The organism is Streptomyces sp. HUAS ZL42, from assembly GCF_040782645.1.
In the GTDB taxonomy this organism is placed as follows: domain Bacteria; phylum Actinomycetota; class Actinomycetes; order Streptomycetales; family Streptomycetaceae; genus Streptomyces.
In genome coordinates, this window is sequence record NZ_CP160403.1 from 1,616,419 (window position 1) to 1,640,191 (window position 23,773).

Sequence of the window (23,773 nt, forward strand, 5' to 3'; positions counted from 1 at the left end):
CCTCACCCGCCACGGGCGAAGGACGTCGGCCCGGCCGGGCGGCCGAGCGCGGAGCCGACGCGGCCCGCCGCCGCGGAGAGCCCGCCGGAGCACGGTCACAGCAGTCGCAGCTCGCGTGCCCGGCGCACCGCGTCGCTGCGCCGGTTCACCGCCAGCTTCCGGTAGGCGCCCTTGAGGTGGGTCTTCACCGTGTTCACCGACACGTACAGGTCGGCGGCGACCTCTTCCGTCGACATCATCTGGGCCACCCGTCGCAGCACCTCGCGCTCGCGGTCGCTCAGCGCCTCCACCACGGGCGAGGGGGGCTGCTCCTCGTGGCGGGACTGCCCTGCTCCCCGAGACGGACCGCGCGCCGGCCGGACCGCGGTCGGCCGCTGCGGCGCCGCCTCCGCGAGGAGGGGCCGGATCCATGGACCGGCCTCGAGGAACGGCCGCCGCAGCCGCTCATGCCGGGCCTCGCGGAGCGCCCGGGCGACCAGCGAGCGGGCGGCCGCGGTGTCGCCCGCCCCGTCCGCGGCCTGCGCCCGCACCAGCGCGGCCCGGACGACCACCGCCGGGCCCATCCGGCCGCCCTCGGTGCGGATGCCGTCGAGCCGGTCGAGCGCCGCGCCGGGATTCCCCGTCACGAGCTCGACCCGGGCGGCTTCCACGGAGCAGGCCGGCTGGTCGTGGGGCACCTGGCGCAGCACGTCGGCGGCCCTGTCGGGGCGGCCCTCGGCCAGGTGGGCGGCGGAGGCCACGAGAGCGGCATGAGCTGTCGCCCAGGGGGAGGCCTCATCGGTGGAGACGTACGGCTGCGTGGCCTCCAGGGCGGCACGCGGGTCGCCCCTGGCCAGCAGCAGGCGAGAGGTGGCGAGGGCGCGGGCCGCCGCCGTCACCGGGTCCGGGCCCTCGTGACCGGTCCCGCCCGCCTCGGCGAGGAGGTCTTCGGCATCGGCCAGTTCGTCGCGGTCCACGGCCACCGCCGCCAGGACCAGCCGCCCGATGCCCGGACCGACCGGCCGGGGCGGGCCGGACCGCTCCGGCCCCGCGGCGGCGGCCAGCACCTTGCGCTCGGCGCGGCGGGGCCAGCCGTGCAGATAGTCGATCAGGGCCAGGTGGCCCAGGGACTCCGCTCGCGGCAATGCCGTGGCGGTTTCGTTCGCGCCGCCGGCCACCGTGGACAGGGCGGAGCGCGCGTCGGGGAAGCGCCCGGCCCACAGGCGTGTCGAGCCCACGTGCGTCAGCAGGAGCGCGGTGAGTTCGGGGTGCTCGTCCAGGAGGGCGGCCGGGACGTCGTGCCGCAGCGTCTCGGCCGCGTCCGCCGCCTTCTCCGCCCGCGCGGGAGAACCGGTCAGCCGGGCCGCCAGGGCTTCCAGCAGCGCACAGCTCAGCCTGGCGGCCGCCCGGTCGGGTACGTCACCGGCGAGCCCTTCCTCGGCACGACGCAGATGGGTCAGGCCGCGGTCGATGTCGCCGTGGGCCAGGTCGCGGGCCGCCCGGACGACGTCCGTCGCGGGGCTCGTGGCCTCGGCGTCCATACCGGCGAACAGCTCCGCCAGGTCGTCGCAGCGCAGGCCCGCGAAGAGCTGTCCGATCGCCAGGTCGTCGACGAGGGCGCCGGCGGTGAACTCCCAGTCACCCGCCGCGGCGCCGTGGGCGAGCGTCGCCGAGAGGCTTCCACCGCGCCGCGACCACTGCGCGGCCCACCGGTGCAACCGGGGTTCCAGGCCGGGAAGGCGCACCCGCAGATGGGCCCGGAGGATCTCCCCGAACAGAGGGTGGAGCCGGTACCACGAGTGCCCGAGGTGCTCGACGAACGCGTTCTCGCGGTGCAGCCCGGCCAGGATGGGCTCGGCGTCCGTCCGGTGCGTCAGCGCGTTCGCCAGATCGGGGCAGAAGCGGTCCAGAACGCTCACGCGCAGCAGCAGGTCCTGTGTCTCGGCGCTCTGCCGCTTGAGCACCTCGGCCAGCAGAAAGTCGGCCACCGTACTGTGGTCGGCCTCGAACTCCTTCAGGTACGTCTCCGGATCCGGGCTCTCCTGCGCTGCCAGGGCACACAGTCGCAGGCCCGCCGCCCATCCGCGGGTGCGGTCCACGAGGGCGCCCGCGGCGTGCACGGGAAGGCGCAGGCCGTGGAGCCCCAGCAGGGTGACCGCCTCCTGCGGCGTGAAGGCCAGTTCCGCACCCCGGATCTCCGTCATCTCGCCGGCCGCCCGGTAGCGGTGCAACGGCAGCAGCGGCTCGGTCCGGGTGACGAGGATCAGCCGCATACCCTGCCCTGCGTGGTGCAGGACGAACTCCAGCTGCTCCGCGATCACCGGGGCGGCCACCCGGTCGTACTCGTCGAGCACGACGACCACGCACGGGTCGCGGCCGCTCAGATCGGCGGCGAGCCGGGTGAGCAGCGTCCGGTCCACCCGGCCGGCGTCCGCGGGACAGCCCACCTCGTCGGGGGCCGGTACCCCGGCGACGCGCAGCGCCTCCAGCACATACGCCCAGAACATTCCGGGGCGCTGGTCCGCCTCGTCGGCGGTGAGCCAGGCGACCGGCTGCCGCAGGCCGGCCGCCCAGTCGGCGACGAGCAGGGTCTTGCCCGCGCCGGCCGCGCCGTTGACCATGGTCAGCGGGGTCAGCAGGGCCTGGTCGAGATGCCCGACCAGGCGCTCACGCCGCAGAAAGGTGGCGGGTCTCGTCGGTAGAGCGAACCGGGTGCGCAGAAACGGGTCTCCCAGGGGATCGACACGGGAGGGGACCGATCCCGGGCCGCTCGCGTCCGTCCCATCCATGGCGCTCACCACCACTGTCCGTCAGCTCATGGGCAGCGCACCCTCGCTCAGCATCTCAGCCTTCCGGCGCATCCGCGCGGGCAACGGCTCGTGAAGGCGCTGCGGCGACTGCGGCGACTGTGACCAGTGTGACGACGTACGAAAGGGGCTTTGCGGGCTCTCGCCCGAGAGCCGTCCGGGCTGCGAGCAGTGACGGGCGGCGTCAGGGGGTCAGCAGCCGATGCGTGCGCGCGCCGACCGCGCCAGGCGGCGGGTCACGAGCCCGCCGAACCGGAGCGCCTCGACCGCGGCCGGCAGCGGGTCGTCCCGGCACAGCCAGGCACGTTCGGTCGCGCGCTCGCTCAGGAGATCCGGCGGAAGCCGGCCCTCCACGCGCAGCGAGGCCACCACCGACGGAAGGTCCAGTTGGCCGACGACGAAGACTCGCCCCTCGACCTGAGGCCCGACGGGCACCTCCCGGCCGGTCAGGTCCAGGTACAGGGCGCGCACGACGTCGACGTGGTGCACGTTCTCGAAGAGGCGGAACTGGGCGCCCGTACGCGGGTTGAAGTCCACCAGCTTGTACCGTCCGTCCCGGCGGTCGTAGCGCCAGTCCAGGTCCGCCACGCCGCTGTAGCCGGTCCGGCGGCACAGGTGCTCCGCCAATCGGGCCAGTCCCGGATTGCGCAGCGCCACGGCCCGGGTGGTCACCCCGGCGTACGGCGGCCAAGAGCGCAGCTTCCGGCCGGTGAACAGGACCTTCGGCACGCCGCCCGGCCCGCAGTAGAGGTGCGTGATCCAGTCCTCCGCATGCTGCCTCGGGATGTACTCCTGCATGAGAACCGGCGGCGGCGCGCCTCGCGGAAAACGGTCGAGCAGCTCCCGTTCGTCACGCACCCGCGTGGTGGAGCCGCTCACGGCCGGTACCCGGAGCCGGCTGAACGGCTCCAGGTTCTTCAGCACCAGCGGGTAGCCGAGTTCGCGGCCCGCGTCGACCATCTCGTCACGGTCGGTCGGCGCCCGCGAGCGCGGCGAGGGCACGCCGGCCTCCACACAGAGCCGGTGCAGGCTCGCCTTGCCGGCCAGCAGCCGCGGCAGGCCCACCGGCGTCAGAGGCAGCAAGAAGCACTCCGACAGCAGTTCCGCGTGCTCTGCCAGCAGAATCGCCGCCTCGTCGTCGGTCGGTACCGGCACGCACCGTTCGCCGATCGCCCGGCCGATCGACAGCAGGGACTCCGTAAGACGTGCCGGTTCCTCCCGCCCGGTCGTCGGCCAGACGATCCGGCGCGTCACATGGCGCGAGAGCGCGAGAGGGGTGAAGCGGTCCTCGACGATGGCGTGGACCGGCACACCCAGCCGCCCGAGCGTGCGGGCCACGCCCAGGCCACCGTGATGCTGTGGGTAGTTGCCGATCCTCGTGACGAGCACGGGCACCTTGTCGGGCACGGATACCACCCGCCCTCCCACCACCGGGAACACACGCAGGTGAGGCCCTAGACTTGAATACCGACATTTCACCCATATTCATTATCGCGAGTAACGCGCATCGCGCCCGACACACGCACATCCCCAAGATTCGGCCGCAGCCCCACGAAAGCCGCTCCGGCCTGGGCCCGATCATGAGAGCCCCGAGGAGGGATCGACCATGCTCGCGAAGACCGGTTTCGCCGGTCGGCGCAGGTCCGCCGGACACGGGGCGGCTGCCCGCCGCCGTGGGCAGGCACCCGCCGTCGTCGTCGGCGCCGGCCCCTACGGGCTTGCCACGGCCGCCTGGCTGAGCGCGGCAGGGATCCCACGGCGGGTGTTCGGCGACCCCATGGAGTGCTGGCGCACTCACATGCCCCAGGGCATGTTCTTGAAGTCGGTGCCCGCCGCCTCCAGCATCTCCGCACCGGAGCCCGGCCACCGCCTCGACGACTTCCGTGCGGCCGGGGGGCTGGCACCCGTCGGCGACACGTATGTGATCCCCGTCGGGGAGTTCATCACCTACGGACAGTGGTTCCAGGAGCGCCGAGTGCCCGAGTTGGAACAGCGGAAGGTGCACGCGATCGAGGAGGCGGACGGCCTGTTCGGCGTCACTCTGGACTCCGGGGAGCAGTTCCTCGCCCAGAGCGTGGTGATGGCCACCGGGCAGGTCCCGTTCGCCCGCGAGGTGCCCGAACTGGGCGGCCCGTTTCCGGCCGAACTGGTCTCCCACACAAGTCGGCACCAGGATCTGGCCCGGTTCTCAGGACAGCGGGTCGCCGTCCTCGGAGCGGGGCAGTCGGCGCTGGAGAGTGCCGCGCTGCTGCACGAGGCGGGCGCCCGGCCCACCGTGATCGCCCGCGCCGCGTCCGTCGCGTTCGGTGCTCCCCCGGCCACGGACCACCCGGGCGACCGGCCGCGCGCCGTTCGGCTCGTCAAGCCCGGTTCCGCCCTGGGGCCCGGCTGGTCGCTGCTGGCGTGCAGCCGGGGCGGTGCCGCCTACCGCCATCTGCCCGCGCCCGTGCGGATCCGTCTGCTGCACGACGTGCTCGGGCCGTCCGGCGCCTGGTGGCTGCGGGATCGCGTGGAGGACGTCGTACCACTTCTGTGCTCCCGTACGCTGCGCTCCGCGCGCGTCGAGGACGGCATGGTGCTTGTGGAGTTGGCGGACGCCGAGGGCCGTACGGACGTGCTGCGAGCCGACCACCTGCTGCTGGCCACGGGGTACCGGGTGGAAGTCGACCGGCTCCGGCTGCTGGCGCCCGAACTCCGCCGTGCGATACGGGCCTTCAGCGGCGCACCGCGCCTCTCGTCCGGGTTCGAGTCCTCGGTGCCCGGCCTGTTCTTCACGGGGCTGGCCGCCGCTCCCACCTTCGGCCCCGCCCTGCGATTCGTCGCCGGTACCGGATTCGCCGCTCGCAGGGTGGCCGGCTCGGTCGCGGCCAGGGCCCGGACACGACCATGACGGCACGGGGCGCGGCCCTCGGCGTGCTGTTGCTGATGCTGGTCGCATGCGGCGGCGCCGGCCCCGTTTTGGACACCGCCCCGCCCCGGCCCCCGGCATCGGGGGACTGGCGCCTCGTGTTCCACGACGACTTCGGCGGGAATCGACTCGACAGGAGCCGCTGGACCACCTGTTACGACTGGAACAAGGACGGCTGCACCATCGCCAGCAACAACGAACTCGAGTGGTACCAGCCCGATCAGGTGTCGGTGGCCGGAGGGCACCTCACCCTCACGGCCGAACGCCGCGCCATCCGCGGCAGCGACGGACGGATGCACCCCTGGGTCTCCGGCATGATCTCGACCGGCCGTGACCACTGGTACGCCCAGCCCCGCAGGACATTCACCTACGGCTACTTCGAGGCGGCGATCCGCATCCCGGCGCAGCCCGGCATGCTGCCCCAGTTCTGGATGATGCCCGCCACGCGCTTCACACCGCCCGAGATCGACATCATGGAGTTCTTCGGCGGGACTCGTGAGCTGTCCATGTACGTCCATTGGAAGGACCGGCAGGGCGCCCCGCGCAAACAGCGGGGCACGTACACGGCGACCGGGTTCCCCGAGGACCACCACGTCTTCGCGGTGCTCTGGGAGCCGGACAGACTGGTCTGGTACGTGGACGGCGTGGAGCGGTTCCGGGTGACCGCCCCGCAGCGGATCCCGCACATTCCCATGGAGGTTCTCGTCAACCTGGCCGTCGGTGTCCCGAGCGGCCCGCCGCCGTCCGTCGACACGGCGCGGATGCTCGTGGACTGGGTGCGCGTGTGGCAGCACTGAGACACGGTCGCCGGCCGACGCGTCCCCTTCACTCGGGCAGGGCCCGGTACGGCCACCCCGTCACCGCCCTGGCCCGGCGGTAGGCCCGCCACCCTCTGGTGCGCAGGCTCTCGGCGAACGGTGCGACCCGAGCGCCCTCACCCCGGGTCCAGAGCCCGAAACGTTCGCCGCTCGTGTCGGCCCGCACCATGAGCCGGGCGAACCTCAGCGGGTCGTCCCGGGCCGAACTGTGAGCAGAGGCACCCCGGATGGCGGCGGCCGAGGTCCAGCCGGCCTCCGCCACCAGTGCGCGCACCAAGCGGCTGGAATAGCCGTGCGGATAGGCGAATGAGACGACGGGATGGCCCAGGGCGTCCTCGATCTCCCGCTTGCAGCCGCCGACCTCCTCACGCACCGACGTCCGGGGCAGCGTGTCCAGTTGCGGGTGGCTCCTGCTGTGCCCGCCGATCTCGAATCCGGCCGCGTCCAACTCGCTCACCTGATCCCACGTCAGAGTGCGCGCGGACGGAAACGGTCCCCCCGATCCGTTCAGGGCATCCGTGGTGACGTACAGGGTGGCGGGCCATGCCCGCGCGGCGAGCAACGGGGCCACGACGGAGGCGAAGTCCGCGTATCCGTCGTCGAAGGTCAGCACCGCGGACCGCGGGGGCAGGGGCGGGCCCCCGAGCAGTGACGCCACGAACCGCCCCAGCGGGACCATCTGCAGTCCGCTGTCGGTGATCATGTGCAGGTGTTCCTCGAAGGTGCGAGGGCTCACGGTGAACGGCGCGAGCCACCGCGGCGGGTCGTCCGACACCGCGTGGTAGAGGAAGACGGGTACGGGCCTCATGACCGAACCGATCCCAGCGGCGCCCCGGCTGCCTTCGGCCACGGAGGGATGTCCCGGGACTCCAGCGGCCGGATCCATCCGACGACGTAACCGGTGACGGTGACGCACACTCCGGCGGTGAGCGCACCGACCGTGCGCAGCGCGCCGGGGCGGCCGATCCGGCGGAGGTTACGGGCGAGGGCACGCGGAATGGTCGACCTGAGGTAGGCGCGCTCGCTGGCCAGGGCCGGCCCGCTGCCGGTGCGCCGGGCCACCAGCGCCTTGGACATCCCCTCCACATAACACCGGGAGCAGAAGTAGGACCAGCGGGCCCGCGTCGCGGGGACCCGGTGTAGCACCTGCGCGGCGGGCTCGTACAGCAGGACGGCATCCGGCGTGCGCGCGGTGATGCGCAGACACATGTCGGTGTCGTCGCAACTGGCCGCAGGGCGGTTTCCCAGCCGCCCCAGGGCGTCGAGGAACCCGCCGACGGCGAGCAACTCCGTCCGGCGGAACGACATATTGGCGCCGATGAGGTTGCGCACCGGTGCGGCCTGTTGGGGCAGCCCCCGGTGGGAGCACCCCACCACCCAGTCGAACTCGGGCGGGAACCACGGCGGCCGCCGGGTGGACCACAGTGGCCGGACAAGACCGCCCACCCCCGCCACCCGGGGGTCCTCGTAGCCGGCCAGCAGACGCTGCGTCCATCCGGGTTCCGCGATCGCATCGTCGTCGAGGAAGGCCACCACGTCGCCGTGCGCGACCGCCACCCCGGTGTTGCGTCCTCCGGACAGTCCACGGCGCCTCCGGTTGGGCACCACTCGAACTCCGGCCAGCGCCTTCGAGGCCAGCTCCTGGAGATCCTGGTTGTGATCGACGACCAGCACGATTTCGTCGGCGGGTGGTTCCTGGGCCAGCAGCGAACCGATCGCGGCCCGTACGTCCTCCCACCGGTCGAGGGTGTAGGCGCACACGACGACCGACAGCGTGAGCGGGGGGTGCCCACCGGGCAGTGCGGCGTTCATGATGACCTCGCGGTTGCCGGGACAAGCCAGCGCGACCGGCACGCCAGCAGGAAGACGGCGATCAGGCACTGGGCGGCCAGCCAGGCGATGCCGGCTCCGGTGACGCCGAACCGAGGCAGGAGCACGACGGTCAGCCCGAGCACCAGGCCACATGTCGCGATCTGCAGTCCGACCGCCCAGCGCAGCCGCCGCCGAGCCCGCGAAACGTCGATGGCCAGGCTCACCAGGAGGTTGGGCAGGGCGGACACCGCCAGCAGCCGCAGCAAGGTGGTGCCGTGGGCCGAGTACGACGCACCGAAGAGGGACAGGATCTGAGGGGCCGCGGCGGCCAGGACGGCGGTGACACCGGCCAGCATCAGACCCGAGTGGCGCAGGACGCGCAGGCCGTTGTCGACGAGTCGTTCGGGCCGGCGTACGGACTCCGTGATCAAGGACGTTCCCATGTTGAGGGCCAGCAGGTAGGGCACGTAGGCGATGCTCCACGCCAGCGAGTAATAGGCGCTCTGCTCCGCTCCCAAGGTGTCCAGCACGATCAGCGGGACCAGGGTGTACGCGGCCAGCCGGAACAGCGAGCCGAGCCAGTCGGTGGCGGCGTACCCCAGCATGCGCGGCGACGGTGGCGTTGCCGGGGTGTTCCGCTCGTGCTGCGGAATCCCCCTGCGCAGCAGGACCGTGTTGGCCACGACGAGGGCGATCAGCAGGGCGCCCGCCCACGAGATCAGGATCCCGGAGAACAGGGCCAAGGCGGCTCCGAGGGCGAGCAGCAGTATCTTCCCGCAAGCGAAGATCAGGTTCTCCGCGACGACCCATCCGGGACGGCCGACCGCGGTGAGCGCGCCGTCCTGCAGCACGAATATGGCGTATCCGGCAGTGGCCACCGCGAAGCAGCCGCCCGCGACGGGGGTCAGCAGGAAGTCGAGCCCGGGTGTGACCACCGGCACCAGGGCCAGGAACACGGCGGCGACGAGCAGGCTGAAGGACGTACTCACCGCGTAGCAGGTGAGGACCAGTCTGCGGGTGCGGCGTCCGGTGGTCGGCACGAATCGCACCAGGAAATCGTGGAGGTTGAGCTGGCCGATGCCCGTGAGCAGCATGGACGCCGAAAGCGCGGAGTAGCTCAGGCCCACCGTCCTCTCGTCGTACCAGTGGGTCGCGAAGAGCCAGAAGAGCGAGCCGAAGCACGAGTTGACCAGGGAACTGACCGCGAGCAGGTGTCCCGTGCGCAGCAGGCGTTCACCGGGCAGCACGACGGCGACACCCGCCCGCAAAGAGGCCCCCAGGGAGCGTCGTTCCCTGCCCGCGGCACTCACCGCCGCCCCGGTGACCGAACGGGCGCCCACGCCTTCACACCTCTCGTCCATCACCTTCTGCCGCGGTCGCCGGTGAGGCGTCCGCGGGCATAGCCGCAGGGCCCGTAGGCCATGCCCCGCATCTCCAGGAGAGTCAGGCGCCGGGACCAGCCGGCCTCCGGGTCGGCAAGCCGGCCGCGCGATCTGGTCACGACGTGGCGCACGCCGCGGGGCAGCCGGCACAGCAGGGCGGGCAGTTGGCGGGGATGGCGCACCAGGGCGCCGGTGAGGTAGGCGCCGAGACCGACGCCGTAGCCGAAGACCTGCGCGGCCACGGCGTCCTGCGTACGCCGGTGCCGGTGCCACACGATGGCAGCGGGCTGGTAGACGAGGGAGTGGCCGGCGGTCAGGACCTCGAAGAAGGCGAGCAGGTCGTCGCCGCCGCGGGCCGGGGTGCCCGCGCCCGTCGCGGGGTCGAAGCCGCCCAGCGAGCGCAGTACGTCGGTGCGGAAGGCCATGTTGGCACCGGAGCCGAAACGCCCGGCCGCGAAGGGGAACAGTGGGTCGGCCGACGTGTCGGACAGCGACCAGGTGAGCACCGTGTACCCCTTGGCGAAGCCGCCGTGCCGCTCCACCGCGGCCTGGGCGGGGGTGTCCAGTTCGGCAGGCACGATGAGTCCCGTGACGCAGCCGATCCGTGTGTCGGACGCGAACGTCTCGGCGAGGGCGGACAGCCACCCGGGGTCGACGAGTGTGTCGTCGTCCGTGAACGCGACGACGGGGCCGCATGCTCGGGACAGTCCGCGGTTGTGGGCGCGCGCCAGTCCGGCGACAGGTTCGCGGAGATAGCGGACCCGTCCTTCGAAGGCACCGCGGACCAGAGCTTCGGTCGCGCGGTCGGCCGGGGCGTTGTCGACCACGATGATCTCGAACTCGCGGTACGCGGACCGCAGGAGCGAATCCAGACATCGGCACAGTTGCCGGGGACGGTCGCGCGTGGCCACGATCACGCTGATGAGGGGTGCGTCGGGGAGGGCAGGGCGTGGTTCGGCCCGGTCCGAGGCGCGGTGCCGGGCGAGGTTGTCCGCCAGTTCCACGTGGGCGGCACGGGCGACCGCCGACCACAGAGCTTCGGGTCCGGAGGTCTCCCCGGCACTGACCATGCCCAGTGGACGGCCGTGCAGTCGCACCAGGGCCCGTATCCTCCCTCGCGGTGTGACGGACCCCTGGTCCCCGGGCAGCCGGAACTCGCCCGGACGGGCGAGGTCCACGTCGACGACACGTACCGGGGTACACACGGCGGCGGAGTGCACGGGAACGGGGTTCACGATGCGTTCCGCTCGTTCCGGGTGGAGGACCGTGCACCGGGGCGTTCCGAGAGCAGGGTGCGCAGCACCCTGAGCCCGTCGGGTATGGCGTGGAGGTTGGAGTGCCCGCTGCGGCGGGGCAGTTCCAGGCTGGGCACCTCGGCGATGCGCAGGCCGGAGCGCAGGGCGTGCACGACCATCTCGGCCTCGATCTCGAATCCCACGGCATGCAGGTCGAGTTGGTCCAGGAAGCTGCGCCGGAAGGCACAGAAGCCGTAGCACAGGTCGGTCAGGGACGCGTGGTAGAGCCTGTTGGCGACGGCCAGCAGCGCATGGTTTCCCATCCGCCTGAAGCGGGTGATGTCGAGTGAACCACCGCCCGCGATGAATCTCGAACCCTTGACGAAGTCGTAGCCGTTCTCGAGGAAGTGCAGGAAGTGAGTGATCTCCGCGGGCGACATGCTGCCGTCGGCGTCCAGCATCACCACGTAGTCCCCGGTGGCCGCGAGAAAGCCGGTGCGCAGCGCGTTTCCCTTTCCGGGACCGCTCTGCCGTACGTGGTGAACCGTCGGCAGGCAGTACCGGGCCATGGGGACGGTCGCGTCGACGGAGTCGGCGTCGACAAGGATGACCTCGTCGACGCATGCCGGGATCTGCTCGAAGACCCATGGGATGTTGCGCGCCTCATTGCGGGCCGGTACGACCAGGCTCACACTGGCGGGCGGCTTGCCGGTCTCGGCGATCGGGTCGCTGTACATGATCGAGTGTCTCCCGATTTGCCACCATACACTTACGATGTAAAAATACAACCTTTGTCCGATTTATTCGCTTCGTCAAGCGACCGGCTCGTTTCGGAGCCGGCCGCCCGCAGCGGCGATCACTCCGATGTGTGGGCAGCAGGCGTCTGCGGGCCCGCGCCCGGAGAGTCTCCCGGCGACCGACGGGGCGCCCCGGGCCGGGGAAGCAGAGCCAGCGTGGAGGTGACGACCGCGAGGGCGAGCAGGGCCCGCGCGACCGTGAACACGCCGCTCAGGAACAGCGCCTCCGCGATGACCACCGCCAGCGACAGGCTGAGCACGAAAGTGAGGACGGCCGCCTCCAGAAGGGCCACCCGGCCCGCGGCCCGCGCCGGGGCGGGCCAGGCCCACCGTACGGCCGCCAGCCCCGGGCAGACGAGCAGGAAGACCGTGGTCACCAGTACACGCAGGACACCGGCGGCAGGCAGGGCGGTGGCGGCGAGGGCAAGCCAGCCGGACAGCGCGAGCCCCCAGCGAAGCCGAGTCATCGCCGCTCTCCCCTCTCGGGGCCCTGATACCGGAAGACAACGGCATCCTCGTTGCGGTAGACGGGCACGAAACCCGAATCCGTCGACAGGGCGGACTCCAGGCGCCGCGGGGTGTCGGCGGGCAGCACCCCTCTGAAGTAACAATCGGCGGCCTGTGCACGGCTCAGGACGACGTAGGCGGGCCGCTGCGCGGTGGCCCCCTCGAGGAACGGTGTCAGACCCGCGACCGGCTCTCTCACCAGGCGCCGCCGGTCACTGATGGCCCACTCTTCCGCCTGCACCCAGAAGTACTGCTCGTAACGCGTGTACAACCCGGGCACGGCCGACGTGAGAGTGACGATCCTGGCCTCCGGAGGAGCGGTGGCCGTGACGAAGCGGACGGCGGCGACCTCGTCCTTCGTGAAGTAGTTCGCCGACTCCTTGCCGTAATAGCCGAAGACCAGTCCGCCGAGCAGAGCGACGAGCACCGGGTATACGGCGACGGCACGCAGACCAGGCTTCCCGCCCCGCTCGAAGAGCAGCGACGCGATCAGGAAGGCGGCCGCGGGCAGTGCGAACAGATACGCACGGAAGATCATCTCTCCGCCGTAGGCGTTCGCCCCCAGTACCGGCAACGGGGACAGCGCCAAGAGCGGAAGCCCGGTCCGGCGGACTTCGGGCCGCACCAGGAGAGCCAGGACCGCCAGCAGGAGGACGGCGGCCGACAGGCCCCTGTCGACCCAGGACACCACCACCTGCCCCGGTGCCGCGGTGCCCAGCGTGGCCAGCCCCGAGACGATGTTCGCGTCCGTCCGCGTCAGCGAGCCCACGAAGTCGCCCAGGTGGGCCGCCATGTAGGACCGTGCGACGGTGACGTTCCAGACCGCGGTCAACAGCACCGCGCAGCCCAGAACCGGCAGCACCACCCGCCGGTTGCGTCGCGGCAGCGACAGCGCCACCAGTGCACTGATCAGCATGAGCGGTGTCAGCGGGTGCGAGGAGACGATGACGGCTTCGATCAGCACCACCGGCGCCAGCGTGCCGAGGGGCAGGCGACCGGGGCGGGGGGTGCCCGGCCGACGCAGTGCCGAGTCGGGAAGCTGCCCCATGACCAGGGCGATCACCGTCACGAAGAGCAGGAACGCGAAGGCCTGGGGTGCGAAATAGTCCTGTCCGACCCATGAACACGAGTAGAAGATCCACGCTCCGCCCCAGACCAGCCGGCGATCCCGCGTCACCGACCGGTAGAGCAGCAGCAACGGGGCGAGCAGCAGGGCGTTGAAGACCGGCGGCGCCCAGGCCGCGTAACCCAGCGCCGGGTCGAGGCCTGTCGACTTCAGGAAGAACGCATTGAGCTCGAAGAAGCCCGGCCACTGGTTGTAGAGGGAGAGCTGCCCCGCGCCCGGCACGTCGCCGTCATGGCGGATCATGGCGTCGACGACCGCGACGTGCTTCCACGCCCAGCTGTAGCGCAGTGTGGGGTAGAGCAGGGTGGGAGACGCGTGGACGACCGCGATCAGCCCCAGCACGTAGGCCGCGAACCAGCCGTGGCCGGTACGCCGGTCGGCCATCGCCAGACAGAAGCCGAAGGCGAGCAGGCCGAGGGCGACCCAGAAGAGGACCGGCAGCACCTGCAGCAGACCGAAGTCGCGCATCCCGCGCAGTTCCACGTGCCGCAGGGAGAGCAGCCACAGGGCGAGCGCCGTGGGAAGGAGGGCGCGCACCGCCCACTGCAGTGAGCCACCGCGCCGTACGCGACGCCGGTCGACCAGGACCGTGCCGGGCCGCCGTGCCACGCCGCTCGTGAGGGACTGCGCGCGTCCGCCCGTCAGCGCCCGGCGCTCGTCCATGAGCTCGTGCCGGGGTTGATGCGTCCCATGCCCCACCTCCCGGTTGCGGCCCGCCAGGCACGTCCGCGGCCGATATGGACGAGATTGGGCAAAATTCCCAATCGCCACATTAATGTCGTTTGCTGTATGTGGCAGTACCCGACGGCCGACCAGGCGGGGTGAGCGGCGTACAAGGCCTCCGGAAAAAGATCGAGGGCCTTGTCTCACATGACGTGATCCAAGGCCCTGACCTGGGCAAAGAACCCAACAAAATGTCGGGACGACAGGATTTGAACCTGCGACCCCTTGACCCCCAGTCAAGTGCGCTACCAAGCTGCGCCACGTCCCGGTGCGTCGCACGCGGTGAACCGCGTGAACACGCAGGCCAACACTACCGTACGCGTACGGGTGCTTCCGCCGGGCTGCCGACGGAGCGGGGCGGGCCGGTGCGGCGGGCGGTTCGCCGGCCCGGGACCAGCAGGGCGGCCAGGGTCGCGGCCAGGCAGAGCAGCGCCAGCAGGGTGAAGCCGTGGGTGTAGCCGGAGTCGTACGGCAGCCCGGACGGCTGGAGACTGCCGGTGACCAGGACGCTGGTGACCGCGGCGCCGACGGAGCCGCCGATGGTGCGGATGTTGGCGTTCATCCCGGTCGCCGCGCCGGTCTGCTCGGCCGGGACGCTGCCGACGACCAGGTTGGCCATCGAGGCGAAGGCGAGACCGATTCCGAAGCCGAACACGCCCGCCACGAAGGCGATCTGCCACTGTTCGTCGTGCCGGAGGGCGAGGAAGCCACAGGCGAAGGCGCCCAGCGCCGCACCGGCCGTGAGCAGGGCCTTGGCTCCGAGGACGGGCTCGAGGCGGCCGCCGAGCACGCCGGAGAAGAACATCGCGACCAGCATCGGCAGCATGAGGAGACCGGACGCGGTGACACTCGCCCCGAAGCCGTACCCCGCGGAGCTCGGGGTCTGGACGAAGCCGGGCAGGAAGGACCAGATCGAGTACATGCCCGCCCCGAACAGCAGCGCGGCGAGGTTGGTGGTCCACACGGCGGGCAGCCGCATGACGCGCAGGTCGATCAGCGGGGTGCGGGAGCGGCCCTCGGCGAACAGCCACACCGCGAACAGGAGCACGGCGGCGGCGAACAGACCGATGACCTTCATGGAGCCCCAACCCCATGCGCTCGCCTGGGTGAGCGGCAGCAGCAGGGCCACGAGCCACGCCGACAGCAGCACGGCACCGGTCCAATTGACCCGCCCCTCGGCCCTGTTGGGCGACTCGGGCACATAACGCACGGCGATGAGCGTGGTCGCGGCGACGACGGCGACAGGGATCCAGAACAGCCAGCGGTAGTCGAGCGCGGACACGATCGGACCCGCGGCGACGATGCCGACGCCGCCGCCCGCGGCGATGACGGCGGACAGGTTGCTGATGCTGCCGCTCACCTCGGCCGGCGCGAACTCGTCGCGGATGATGCCGAAGGAGAGCGGGAACAGGGCGCCTCCGACGCCCTGGACGATGCGGGCGACGATCAGTACGCCGATGTTCGGCGCGAGAGCGGCGAGCAGACAGCCCGCCAGTACGACCACGAGGACGGCGACGAGGGTGCGCTTCTTGCCGATCAGGTCGCCGACGCGGCCGAGGATCGGTGTGAAGACCGAGGCGGACAGCAGATAGGCCGTCATCACCCAGGTCGCGGTGGACTGCGAGGTGTGCATGGCGTGCTGGACGGTCGGCAGGGCCGGCGCGATCAGCGACTGCAGCATGGCGAACACGCCGGCACCGGTCGCGAGGACCGCGAAGGTGAGACGGGTGGACTTGCGGGGCATGAAGAGCCTCTCCGAATCCGAGCAGGGCGCGGCCGAGGAGATCCGGGGTCGCGGAGGAGGGGGGATCGTGCGGGCGCGCGCCTCCATGGCGAGCGCACCCCGCACTGCTAAAGTGGAGGTACCCCTCCACTGTAACGGAGGGAACCCTCCGGTTCAACCCCGTGCGCCCCCAGGAGGCAGCAGTGACGGCTCGGCCGTTCCCCGTCAGCGAGATCGTCGCGGCCCAGCGCCCGCACCGTAAGGACGCCGCGCGCAACTACGACGCCCTGCTGTCCGCCGCCAGGGAGGCCTTCGCGGAGAACGGCGCGGAGGCGTCCTTGGAGGACATCGCCCGCCGCGCGGGCGTGGGCATCGGCACCCTCTACCGCAACTTCCCGACCCGCCGGGCCCTCTTCGAGAGCGTCTACGCGGACGAGGTCAACGCCCTGTGCGGGGTAGCCGTCGAGGTCGCCGACCGCGAGCCCTGGGAGGCCCTGACGGCCTGGCTCGACCGTTTCGCGGACTACATGGTGACCAAGCGGGCCGTACGCCAGGCGCTGGAGGACGAGTCGGAGGTCTTCCAGGCCTGCCGCGACTCGATGTACTCGGCGGGCGGCCCGCTGTTCGAGCGCGCCCAGGAGGCCGGCGCGGCCCGCAAGGACATGGACTTCGGTGATCTGCTGCGTCTGGTGGCCGGTGTCACGGGGACCGCCTTCGCCGACGACGCGCAGCGCGACCGCATCCTGAGCATCGCCCTGGACGGCGTCCGCGCCGCGCGCTGAGGGGTCGGTCAGCCCGCGAGCGGGTGGTTCGGGGCAAGGCGGCCCGTGATCCGCTCGACGACCGTCCGGGCGGTGCTGCCACCGCGGGCCTTCGGGCCCACGGTCGTCGACCACGCGATGCTCAGGCACTGGTGCGGCTCGTACGCCATCAGCGACGTCCCCCTGTGCTCACCCGAGACTGCGGTCGAGGTTGTAGGCGGCGCTGATCATCGCCAGGTGGGTGAAGGCCTGCGGGAAGTTGCCGAGTTGCTCGCCCGTGGGACCGATCTCCTCCGAGTACAGCCCGACGTGGTTGGCGTAGGTGAGCATCTTCTCGAAGGCCAGCCGCGCCTCGTCGAGCCGACCGGCCCGGGCCAGCGCCTCGACCCACCAGAACGAGCACATCGAGAACGTCGCTTCCCGGCCGGCGAGCCCGTCGGGCGACGCTTCCGCGTTGTAGCGGTAGACGAGGCTGTCGGAGACCAGCTCCGCGGTGATGGCGTCGAGCGTGGAGATCCACCGCGGATCGGTGGGCGCGACGAACTTGCACAGCGGCATGAGCAACAGCGAGGCGTCGAGCACATCGGTGTCGTAGTGCTGAACGAACGCACGGCGGGCCGGATTCCAGCCGCGCTCCATGATCTGGTGGTAGATGCTGTCCCGGACCGCCATCCAGCGAGGCAGGTCGGCGGGCAGGCCGCGCTGGCGGGCGATCCGGATCGCGCGCTCGACCGCGACCCAGCTCATCAGCCGGGAGTACGTGAAGTCACGGCGGCCGCCGCGCGTCTCCCAGATCCCCTCGTCGGGCTGGTCCCAGTGGTCCATCAGCCACTCGAGATTGCGCGTGAGCTCCATCCAGCCGTCGTGGTAGAGGGGCAGCCCGTACTTGTTGCTCAGGTAGACGGAGTCCATCAGCTCGCCGTAGATGTCGAGCTGCAGCTGGGTCGCCGCCTCGTTGCCGATCCGTACCGGTGCCGAGCCCATGTAGCCCTCGAGGTGGGAGAGGTTCTCCTCGGGCAGGTCTGCGCGCCCGTCGATGCCGTACATGATCTGCAAGGGGCCCGACTCGCCGTAGTCGGCCGCGTGGCGGAATCGCTCCTGCAGCCACTCCATGAACGCGCCGGCCTCGTCGGTGAACCCGAGTCTGAGCAGCGCGTAGAGCGAGAAGGCGGCGTCACGCATCCACGTGTAGCGGTAGTCCCAGTTGCGTGCGCCGCCGAGTTCCTCCGGCAGGCTGGTGGTGGGGGCGGCCACGATCGCGCCGGTGGGGGCGTACGTGAGCAGTTTGAGGGTGAGCGCCGAGCGATGCACCGGCTCGCGCCAACGGCCGCTGTAGCGCGAGCGGCGCAGCCAACTCCGCCAGAACGCCACGGTGGCGTCGAACTCGGCGGCGATACCGTCGTCGGAGTACGGCACGTGCGGGTCGCCGGGCTGAACGCGGTCGAGCACGAAGGTGGCCGTCTCCCCGGCCCGGAGGGCGACCTGGGCACGGACGTCGCCGTCCACGATCCCGAGCGGGCAGTTCGTCGAGAGGGCGAGTTGCAGCTCGGGAGAGCGGAACAGCGCGCCGTACGGGGTCGATTCCACCTCGTGGCGGGCCCGCGCATAGTCGAAACGCGGGGCGACGTCGACGACGAAGCGCATCTGTCCGCGCACGGCGAGGACCCGGCGGATCATGCGGTGGCGGTGCGCCGCCTCGCCGGTGCGCGGCGGGGGCATGAAGTCCTGCACCTCCCCCACCCCGTCGGGCATCAGGAAGCGCGTGATGAGGATGTTGGTGTCGGGGAGGTAGAGCTGCTTGGAGCTCCAGCCGTCGCAGTCGGGCGAGATACGGAACAGGCCCCCGCGGTCGGCGTCGAGGATCGCCGCGAACACGCTCGGCGAGTCGAAGTGCGGGCAGCAGTACCAGTCGATCGTCCCGTCGGTGCCGACGAGCGCGACGGTGTGCAGGTCCCCGATGAGGCCGTGCTCGGCGATGGGCAGGTAGCGCGCCCGCGGTTCCTGCCGCGCTCCACCGGGCAGGGCCTCCTCCACTCGACCAGCAGGGCCGTCGCGCACCATCGCGAGCGCCTCCTCGGCCTCGACCTCGGCCTATGGCACGAGCACGAGCTTTCCCTTCGCCGCCGAGGTCTCGAGCAACTCGTGCGCGTGACGCGCCTCGGACAGCGGCAGGCGCTCGGCCACGACCGGGTGGATCCTGCCCTCACGGAGCAGGTCGAGCAGCGCGCTGAAGTCCTCGCGGAACCAACGCGGATCGCGGGGGCCGCCACCCACGGGAAGTGCCTCCTGGCCGCCGGCCACGGGCAGCACCTGGCGGTGGTGGTCGTGCAGTTTCTGGATCCGGTAGGCGAGCGCCTGTCGGCGGGGCGAGAGCAGACTCCAGAGCCATACGGTCCCGGTCGCCGCGTACCACTCCGCCCACCGCCGCCAGTTCTTGCGCCCGTGCTCGAGGGTGGCGTAGTGGCCGTAGACGACAAGCCGTCCGCCGGGCCGCAGCGCACGGAAGGAGCGGATCGACAGCGCACCGCCGAGCCCGTCGAGCACGACGTCCACGCCCATGCCGGGGAGTTCGCGCACCCGCTCCAGGAAGTCCTCGTGGCGGTAGTCGATCGCGATCGCGCCGAGCCGTTCGACCGCTTCCCGGTCGCGGGCCGATGCGGTCCCGTACATGTGCAGCCCCGCGGCCGCTCCGAGCTCGAGGACCGCGGTGCCCACCCTGCCGGCCGCACCGTGCACGAGCACCGTCTCACCGCGCTTCACCTTCGCCACACGGTGAAGAAGCTGGTAAGCCGTCATGTACGTGAAGACGAGGTTCAGAGCATCCGCCGGGTCGATGTCCGCGGGTACGTCGACCGCCTCCGCCTCCGGCACGCAGACGCGCTCCGCGTCGGCACCCCACACCGTCAGCGCACCGACACGGTCTCCTTCTTGCAGTCTCGAACACCCGGGGCCGAGCTCCTCGACGACGCCGACGAGCTCGTATCCGGGCGTGAACGGCGGCTTCGGTACGCCGAGATACGTCCCGGCGCGCAGCTGGGCATCGGTGAACGAAACGCCGGCGGCCAGCACCCTGACACATACCTCGCCCGGACCCGGCCGGGGATCGTCGTCCTCCACGACCCTCAAGACCTCGGGACCGCCGAAATGATCAACGACAACGCGTTTCATGTCTTCAGCCTAGGTCGGTGGCGCCGTCCTCGCATCTGATCGAGCGTGCGCCCCGGTCGGCACAAAACCGCGCTGAGCTGGGACGATACGGCGACCGCCGTCCCTCCCCGCCCCCGGTGGCCGGGGCGGCCCCCGGGGAGCCGCCCCGCGCAGGTCGTCCTCGTCAGTGTGCGGTGACCAGTTCCTCCTGCGCGCTGCTGCGGCCGGCCGGCCGGCTTCGTGCTGCGCAGTGCCGCGATGCCGATGAAGACCATCGACGACACGCCGGCCAGCGCGAAGGCGGTGAAGCCGCAGTCGCCGCGCTTCTTGCGGCCGATCCGGTCGGCGACCGTACCCGCGGTCAGGGCGCCGACGAGCATGCCCGACGGTGGCGTAGCTGCCGAGGTCGCCGGCCAGGTTTCGACGGGTCGGGCATCAGCGGTCAGCCCACCGGCGGCGTGCCGTGCGTATGGAACGACTCGATGGTCTTCAGCCCCCAGGCCTGCCCCTTGGCCCGCTCCGCCTCGGTCCAGGTGATCAGCGGCCAGTCGGGCGCGAGCACCAGGCGCGTGAGCGGATTGCACAGCTCGATGCGGTTGCCGCCCGGCTCGTAGACGTACAGGAAGAACGTCTGCTGGATGGCGTGCTTGTGCGGGCCCGTCTCGATGAACACGCCGGTGTCGATGGCGAGGTCGGCGGCGCGCAGGATGTCCTCGCGGGTGTCCGTCGCGAAAGCGACGTGGTGCAGCCGGCCGGTGGAGCCGGTCCAGTCCGAGGTGTAGACGACGTCGTACGACTTGTTCGTGAACGTCAGCCAGCGGGCCGCGATCGTCCCGCCGTCGAGCCGGATCTGTTCCGTCGGCCGGGCGCCGAGCACATGCTGCTGGAACTCGGCGCTGGCGAGCACGTCGGCGGCGAGGAAGTTGATGTGGTCCAGGCGCCGTACGCCCACGCCCCGGTTGGGCTTGGCCTGCGGCTGGTTCTTCAGCGCCGGTTTCAGCTCGTCGGAGGCCCGGTAGTGCTCGCTCTCCCAGTACAGGGCGTGCTCGTGGCCGTCCGGGTCGGTGGTGACGTACAGCTTGCCGAGACCGGGCTCGTCCTCGACCCACTTTCCGGTGCCCCCTGCCTCCTCGACCGCCTTCACACGGCGCTGCAGGGCCTCCTCGCTGGAGGTGCGCAGGGCGAGCCGGCCGAGGCCGGGCTGCTCGCGGGCGGTGAGCACCAGGCTGTGGTGCTCGTAGTCGTCGAAGGTCCGCAGATAGACCGTGTCGCCGTGCTGCCCGTTGACGGTGAGCCCCAGGTAGTCGGTGAAGAAGCCGACGCTGGCGTCCAGGTCCGGGGTGAAGAGCTGGGCGTGCCCGATATGGGCGATGTCGCCGAGCGGCGGAGTCATCGTTGGCCTCCATGGGATCGTGCGGGTCGTGCGGGTACCGGTGCCGTCCCGGCCGACCGGGGGAACACGGTGCCGTCGAAGATCTTGCGGGCCGTACGGACCACGGCGGTACGGCGGACGAAGGGCAGGCCGTCGGGGGTAGTGCCGAGGCTGCTTTCGATGTCCAGGAAGCCCGTGGGATGTTCTATGCGAATTCGGTCACTACCGGCGCGAAGATCCGCGAGGTCCGCGCCCACGCCGCCTTCGATCCGGAGCCCGGCGGCCACACTGGCCGCACCGAGCACACCGATCGACGGGTGGCAGCGCACGGGAATGAAGGTGCGGGTGGTGACCGCTCCGCCGTCACGGGGCGGCGCGAGCAGGGTGAGCTTGGGAACGGTGGTGTCCGACACGTCGCCGAGCCCCATCAGACGGCCCGCGGCCAGGCGGATCGTGCGGAGCCGGCCGGCGAGGGCGACGTCCTCCTCAAGGTCCCTGGGCGACTCGTAGCCCGTCGCTTCGAGGGAAGTGGCGGCGATCAGCACGGCGGGCATCCCGTTGTCCACACAGGTCACCGGCACACCGTCGATCTCGTCCCGGACGCTGCCGGTGGGCAGCAGCTTCCCGTCGCCGGGCGGGAACTCGATCACCACGGGAGCGGCCGTCCCGGGCACACCCGAGATCTCGGCGTCTCCCGTGCAGTCGACCCGGCCGCCGGGGGTCGGGAAGGTCGCGGTGGCGAAGTCGCCGCTGTTGACCATGCGGATGCGTACGGATGTCCGCTCCTCCCCCGCCGGGACCAGACCGCGCTCGACGGCGAACGGACCGATACCGGCGAGGATGTTCCCGCAGTTCTGACGGTCGCTCACCTCGGTCCGGTCCACGGCGACTTGGAGGAAGAGGTAGTCGACGTCGGCCCGCGGGTCGGCCGAGCGCGAGACGACGGCCACCTTGCTGGTGAGCGGGTGCGCGCCGCCCAGGCCGTCGATCTGACGCTCGTCGGGGCTGCCCATGATGCGCAGCAACAGCTCGTCGCGCAGGGCCGGTTCGGCAGGCAGGTCGTCGGCGAGGAAGTAGGCCCCTTTGGAGGTGCCGCCCCGCATCAGCAGGCAGGGCACCGCCTCGGGCAGACGGGTCACGACCGTTCACCCTCGTCCGCCGTGTACTCCTCGTACGTCTTGTACTCGACGCCGAGCTTCTTCAGCGTGTCCCTCAACCCGTAGCGGTCCAGGCCCAGTTCGCCGTCGAGGAACGCCTCGCGGGAGCGGGCCTCCTTGGCCTCGCGGGCCTCGGACGCCTCGACGGTGGCGCGGGCGCTGTCGCGGGGGACGACGACCACGCCGTCGTCGTCGGCGAGGATCACGTCACCGGGGCGGATCACCTGGCCGTCGACGGCGACCGGCACGTTGACCGAGCCGCCGGTGGCCTTCACGGTGCCCTGCGCGCAAACAGCCCGGGACCAGGCCGGGAAGTCCATCTCGCGCAGCTCCTGCGTGTCCCGGATGCCCGCGTTGATGACCAGGCCGCGCACCCCGCGCCGCCGCAGCGCCGTCGCGAACAGCTCGCCGAACATGCCGTCGGTGGACGGGGAGGTGGTGGTGACGACCAGGATGTCGCCCTCGCCGCACTGCTCCACGGCGGCATGGATCATGAGGTTGTCGCCGGGCCGGCTCAGCACGGTGACGGCCGTGCCGGCGACGCGTACGCCCTGCTGGACGGGCCGGATCCCCGGACCGAGGAGGCCGGTACGCCCCATCGCCTCGCTCACCGTCGCCACGCCGAAGCCGGCCAGCGCGTCGACGTCCTCGAGGTCCGCCTTCGGCGGGTTGGTGACGATCACGCCGGTCATGCCAGCTCCTTCGCGATCTGCGGGTACGGACGCATGTAGGCCTCGGCCATGGTCTTGTGGGCCAGGCCGAGGTTCGGGCCCGCGTTGCGCTTGAGCTGGACTCCGCGGCGGACGGCGAGGTCGGTGTAGTAGTCCCACAGGTGCTGCTGGGCGCCGAGGCACTCCATGGCCTTGCGCTTGGTGTCCCACACCTCGGTGATGTCGAGGAGGACCTCGGGCTTGAAGCCGCTCATCTCGGGCTGGTGCGGCTCGAAGAAGAAGACGGGCGGGGCGCCGATGATCTCGCCCGGACCCGGGTAGCCGATGGCCTGGGCCAGCACGCGGGCCTCCAGCGCCATACGGTTGGCGGCGGGGTGGTCGCCGTTGTAGGGGTCCTCGGTGGGGTGGGTGAGGACGACGTCCGGCTGGGTCTCGCGGTAGACCTCGACGAGCCTGTCGGTCAACTCGGCGGTGGGGATCAGCGGGTAGTCGCCGGCGTCGAAGAAGCGGACCTCGGCGCCGAGGGTGGCGGCGGCTCGCTCTGCCTCGTCGCGGCGTATCGCCTTGATCTCCTCGAGCTTCCTGCCCTCGCGCCACGCCTTGGCGGACTCGCCGCGCTCACCGAAGGTCAGGCACGCGATGGTGACCTTCTCCCCGCGCGAGGCGGCGAGGGCGATGGCACCCCCCGCACGCCACACGAAGTCCCCGGCATGCGCGGTGACGACGAGCGTCGAGCGTGCGGGGGGTCCCTTCGCGCGAGCGGAGTCGAGCGTGGGGGAGGCGGGCGCGTCGGCCTGGGTCATTGCTGAAATCTCTCCCTCTTCTGGGCGGTTCGCCTCCGGTGGGCT

The 23,773-nt window shown here is 71.4% G+C and carries 21 protein-coding genes and 1 tRNA gene; 3 read left to right on the plus strand and 19 right to left on the minus strand.

Annotated features, from left to right (window positions below):
- Positions 1–95: 95 nt before the first annotated feature.
- Positions 96–2,768, minus strand: coding sequence for a LuxR C-terminal-related transcriptional regulator (locus tag ABZO29_RS07565; RefSeq protein ID WP_367319365.1), 2,673 nt, complete (start codon positions 2,766–2,768; stop codon positions 96–98).
- A gap of 210 nt (positions 2,769–2,978) precedes the next feature.
- Positions 2,979–4,193 (minus strand): ATP-grasp domain-containing protein, encoded by a 1,215-nt coding sequence (locus ABZO29_RS07570; protein WP_367319366.1) that lies wholly within the window; start codon positions 4,191–4,193, stop codon positions 2,979–2,981.
- A 199-nt stretch (positions 4,194–4,392) separates the two neighbouring features.
- Between ABZO29_RS07570 and ABZO29_RS07575 the strand changes: the two genes are divergently transcribed.
- Together ABZO29_RS07575 and ABZO29_RS07580 are read left to right on the plus strand one after the other, a co-directional pair.
- A complete protein-coding gene (locus tag ABZO29_RS07575) occupies positions 4,393–5,676 on the plus strand; it encodes an NAD(P)-binding domain-containing protein (RefSeq protein WP_367319367.1) in 1,284 nt (427 codons plus the stop codon).
- The gene (locus tag ABZO29_RS07580; protein WP_367319368.1) at positions 5,673–6,491 is read left to right on the plus strand and encodes a family 16 glycosylhydrolase; all 819 of its coding nucleotides are present in this window, start codon (positions 5,673–5,675) and stop codon (positions 6,489–6,491) included. The genes ABZO29_RS07575 and ABZO29_RS07580 overlap by 4 nt, the downstream gene beginning before the upstream one ends.
- Positions 6,492–6,519: 28 nt before the next feature.
- Here the strand turns inward: ABZO29_RS07580 and ABZO29_RS07585 are convergent, their stop codons facing one another.
- From ABZO29_RS07585 to ABZO29_RS07625, 9 genes are all read right to left on the minus strand, one after another.
- Entirely contained in the window at positions 6,520–7,320 is an 801-nt protein-coding gene (locus tag ABZO29_RS07585) for a polysaccharide deacetylase family protein (RefSeq protein WP_367319369.1), read from the minus strand.
- Positions 7,317–8,324: a glycosyltransferase family 2 protein gene (locus ABZO29_RS07590; RefSeq protein ID WP_367319370.1), complete on the minus strand. Its 1,008-nt coding sequence runs from the start codon at positions 8,322–8,324 to the stop codon at positions 7,317–7,319. Before ABZO29_RS07590 ends, ABZO29_RS07585 begins: the two co-directional genes overlap by 4 nt.
- On the minus strand, positions 8,321–9,664 hold the full coding sequence (locus ABZO29_RS07595; RefSeq protein ID WP_367319371.1) for a lipopolysaccharide biosynthesis protein: 1,344 nt from the start codon (positions 9,662–9,664) through the stop codon (positions 8,321–8,323). Before ABZO29_RS07595 ends, ABZO29_RS07590 begins: the two co-directional genes overlap by 4 nt.
- Before the next feature lie 20 nt (positions 9,665–9,684).
- The gene (locus ABZO29_RS07600; RefSeq protein ID WP_367319372.1) at positions 9,685–10,941 is read right to left on the minus strand and encodes a glycosyltransferase family 2 protein; all 1,257 of its coding nucleotides are present in this window, start codon (positions 10,939–10,941) and stop codon (positions 9,685–9,687) included.
- Positions 10,938–11,678, minus strand: a complete 741-nt coding sequence (locus ABZO29_RS07605; RefSeq protein WP_367319373.1) for a glycosyltransferase family 2 protein — start codon at positions 11,676–11,678, stop codon at positions 10,938–10,940. The genes ABZO29_RS07600 and ABZO29_RS07605 overlap by 4 nt, the downstream gene beginning before the upstream one ends.
- 119 nt (positions 11,679–11,797) lie before the next feature.
- Positions 11,798–12,205: a hypothetical protein gene (locus tag ABZO29_RS07610; RefSeq protein WP_367319374.1), complete on the minus strand. Its 408-nt coding sequence runs from the start codon at positions 12,203–12,205 to the stop codon at positions 11,798–11,800.
- Positions 12,202–14,034 (minus strand): glycosyltransferase, encoded by a 1,833-nt coding sequence (locus ABZO29_RS07615; protein ID WP_367319375.1) that lies wholly within the window; start codon positions 14,032–14,034, stop codon positions 12,202–12,204. Before ABZO29_RS07615 ends, ABZO29_RS07610 begins: the two co-directional genes overlap by 4 nt.
- A gap of 254 nt (positions 14,035–14,288) precedes the next feature.
- Positions 14,289–14,362 (minus strand) — tRNA-Pro (locus ABZO29_RS07620).
- A 42-nt stretch (positions 14,363–14,404) separates the two neighbouring features.
- Positions 14,405–15,838, minus strand: coding sequence for an MFS transporter (locus ABZO29_RS07625; protein WP_367319376.1), 1,434 nt, complete (start codon positions 15,836–15,838; stop codon positions 14,405–14,407).
- A gap of 182 nt (positions 15,839–16,020) precedes the next feature.
- Here ABZO29_RS07625 and ABZO29_RS07630 point away from each other — a divergent pair, with 182 nt between their 5' ends.
- On the plus strand, positions 16,021–16,599 hold the full coding sequence (locus ABZO29_RS07630; protein ID WP_367319377.1) for a TetR/AcrR family transcriptional regulator: 579 nt from the start codon (positions 16,021–16,023) through the stop codon (positions 16,597–16,599).
- Between the two features lie 8 nt (positions 16,600–16,607).
- Here the strand turns inward: ABZO29_RS07630 and ABZO29_RS07635 are convergent, their stop codons facing one another.
- From ABZO29_RS07635 to ABZO29_RS07670, 8 genes are all read right to left on the minus strand, one after another.
- Positions 16,608–16,748, minus strand: a complete 141-nt coding sequence (locus ABZO29_RS07635) for a hypothetical protein (protein ID WP_367319378.1) — start codon at positions 16,746–16,748, stop codon at positions 16,608–16,610.
- A gap of 19 nt (positions 16,749–16,767) precedes the next feature.
- On the minus strand, positions 16,768–18,639 hold the full coding sequence (locus tag ABZO29_RS07640) for a glycoside hydrolase family 15 protein (RefSeq protein WP_367319379.1): 1,872 nt from the start codon (positions 18,637–18,639) through the stop codon (positions 16,768–16,770).
- A gap of 30 nt (positions 18,640–18,669) precedes the next feature.
- Positions 18,670–19,746: a medium chain dehydrogenase/reductase family protein gene (locus ABZO29_RS07645; protein WP_367319380.1), complete on the minus strand. Its 1,077-nt coding sequence runs from the start codon at positions 19,744–19,746 to the stop codon at positions 18,670–18,672.
- Complete coding sequence (locus tag ABZO29_RS07650; RefSeq protein ID WP_367319381.1) at positions 19,743–20,105, minus strand: hypothetical protein; 363 nt, start codon at positions 20,103–20,105, stop codon at positions 19,743–19,745. The genes ABZO29_RS07645 and ABZO29_RS07650 overlap by 4 nt, the downstream gene beginning before the upstream one ends.
- A gap of 62 nt (positions 20,106–20,167) precedes the next feature.
- Positions 20,168–21,118 (minus strand): catechol 2,3-dioxygenase, encoded by a 951-nt coding sequence (locus ABZO29_RS07655; protein WP_367319382.1) that lies wholly within the window; start codon positions 21,116–21,118, stop codon positions 20,168–20,170.
- Positions 21,115–22,200, minus strand: a complete 1,086-nt coding sequence (locus ABZO29_RS07660; protein ID WP_367326071.1) for a 4-oxalomesaconate tautomerase — start codon at positions 22,198–22,200, stop codon at positions 21,115–21,117. The genes ABZO29_RS07655 and ABZO29_RS07660 overlap by 4 nt, the downstream gene beginning before the upstream one ends.
- 32 nt (positions 22,201–22,232) lie before the next feature.
- Entirely contained in the window at positions 22,233–22,946 is a 714-nt protein-coding gene (locus ABZO29_RS07665; protein ID WP_367319383.1) for a 4-carboxy-4-hydroxy-2-oxoadipate aldolase/oxaloacetate decarboxylase, read from the minus strand.
- Positions 22,943–23,728 carry a PIG-L deacetylase family protein gene (locus tag ABZO29_RS07670; protein ID WP_367319384.1) on the minus strand — a complete coding sequence of 262 codons (786 nt, stop codon included), beginning with the start codon at positions 23,726–23,728 and terminating at the stop codon, positions 22,943–22,945. Before ABZO29_RS07670 ends, ABZO29_RS07665 begins: the two co-directional genes overlap by 4 nt.
- Positions 23,729–23,773 lie beyond the last annotated feature (45 nt).

What these genes read in the sequence shown, in the direction of transcription:
- ABZO29_RS07565 (WP_367319365.1), bottom strand. Translation starts at nt 2,768, where the DNA reads ATGGATGGGACGGACGCGAGCGGCCCGGGATCGGTCCCCTCCCGTGTC.
- ABZO29_RS07575 (WP_367319367.1), top strand. Translation starts at nt 4,393, where the DNA reads ATGCTCGCGAAGACCGGTTTCGCCGGTCGGCGCAGGTCCGCCGGACAC.
- ABZO29_RS07580 (WP_367319368.1), top strand. Translation starts at nt 5,673, where the DNA reads ATGACGGCACGGGGCGCGGCCCTCGGCGTGCTGTTGCTGATGCTGGTC.
- ABZO29_RS07585 (WP_367319369.1), bottom strand. Translation starts at nt 7,320, where the DNA reads ATGAGGCCCGTACCCGTCTTCCTCTACCACGCGGTGTCGGACGACCCG.
- ABZO29_RS07590 (WP_367319370.1), bottom strand. Translation starts at nt 8,324, where the DNA reads ATGAACGCCGCACTGCCCGGTGGGCACCCCCCGCTCACGCTGTCGGTC.
- ABZO29_RS07605 (WP_367319373.1), bottom strand. Translation starts at nt 11,678, where the DNA reads ATGTACAGCGACCCGATCGCCGAGACCGGCAAGCCGCCCGCCAGTGTG.
- ABZO29_RS07610 (WP_367319374.1), bottom strand. Translation starts at nt 12,205, where the DNA reads ATGACTCGGCTTCGCTGGGGGCTCGCGCTGTCCGGCTGGCTTGCCCTC.
- ABZO29_RS07615 (WP_367319375.1), bottom strand. Translation starts at nt 14,034, where the DNA reads ATGGACGAGCGCCGGGCGCTGACGGGCGGACGCGCGCAGTCCCTCACG.
- ABZO29_RS07625 (WP_367319376.1), bottom strand. Translation starts at nt 15,838, where the DNA reads ATGCCCCGCAAGTCCACCCGTCTCACCTTCGCGGTCCTCGCGACCGGT.
- ABZO29_RS07635 (WP_367319378.1), bottom strand. Translation starts at nt 16,748, where the DNA reads ATGGCGTACGAGCCGCACCAGTGCCTGAGCATCGCGTGGTCGACGACC.
- ABZO29_RS07640 (WP_367319379.1), bottom strand. Translation starts at nt 18,639, where the DNA reads ATGGTGCGCGACGGCCCTGCTGGTCGAGTGGAGGAGGCCCTGCCCGGT.
- ABZO29_RS07645 (WP_367319380.1), bottom strand. Translation starts at nt 19,746, where the DNA reads ATGAAACGCGTTGTCGTTGATCATTTCGGCGGTCCCGAGGTCTTGAGG.
- ABZO29_RS07650 (WP_367319381.1), bottom strand. Translation starts at nt 20,105, where the DNA reads ATGCTCGTCGGCGCCCTGACCGCGGGTACGGTCGCCGACCGGATCGGC.
- ABZO29_RS07655 (WP_367319382.1), bottom strand. Translation starts at nt 21,118, where the DNA reads ATGACTCCGCCGCTCGGCGACATCGCCCATATCGGGCACGCCCAGCTC.
- ABZO29_RS07660 (WP_367326071.1), bottom strand. Translation starts at nt 22,200, where the DNA reads ATGCGGGGCGGCACCTCCAAAGGGGCCTACTTCCTCGCCGACGACCTG.
- ABZO29_RS07665 (WP_367319383.1), bottom strand. Translation starts at nt 22,946, where the DNA reads ATGACCGGCGTGATCGTCACCAACCCGCCGAAGGCGGACCTCGAGGAC.
- ABZO29_RS07670 (WP_367319384.1), bottom strand. Translation starts at nt 23,728, where the DNA reads ATGACCCAGGCCGACGCGCCCGCCTCCCCCACGCTCGACTCCGCTCGC.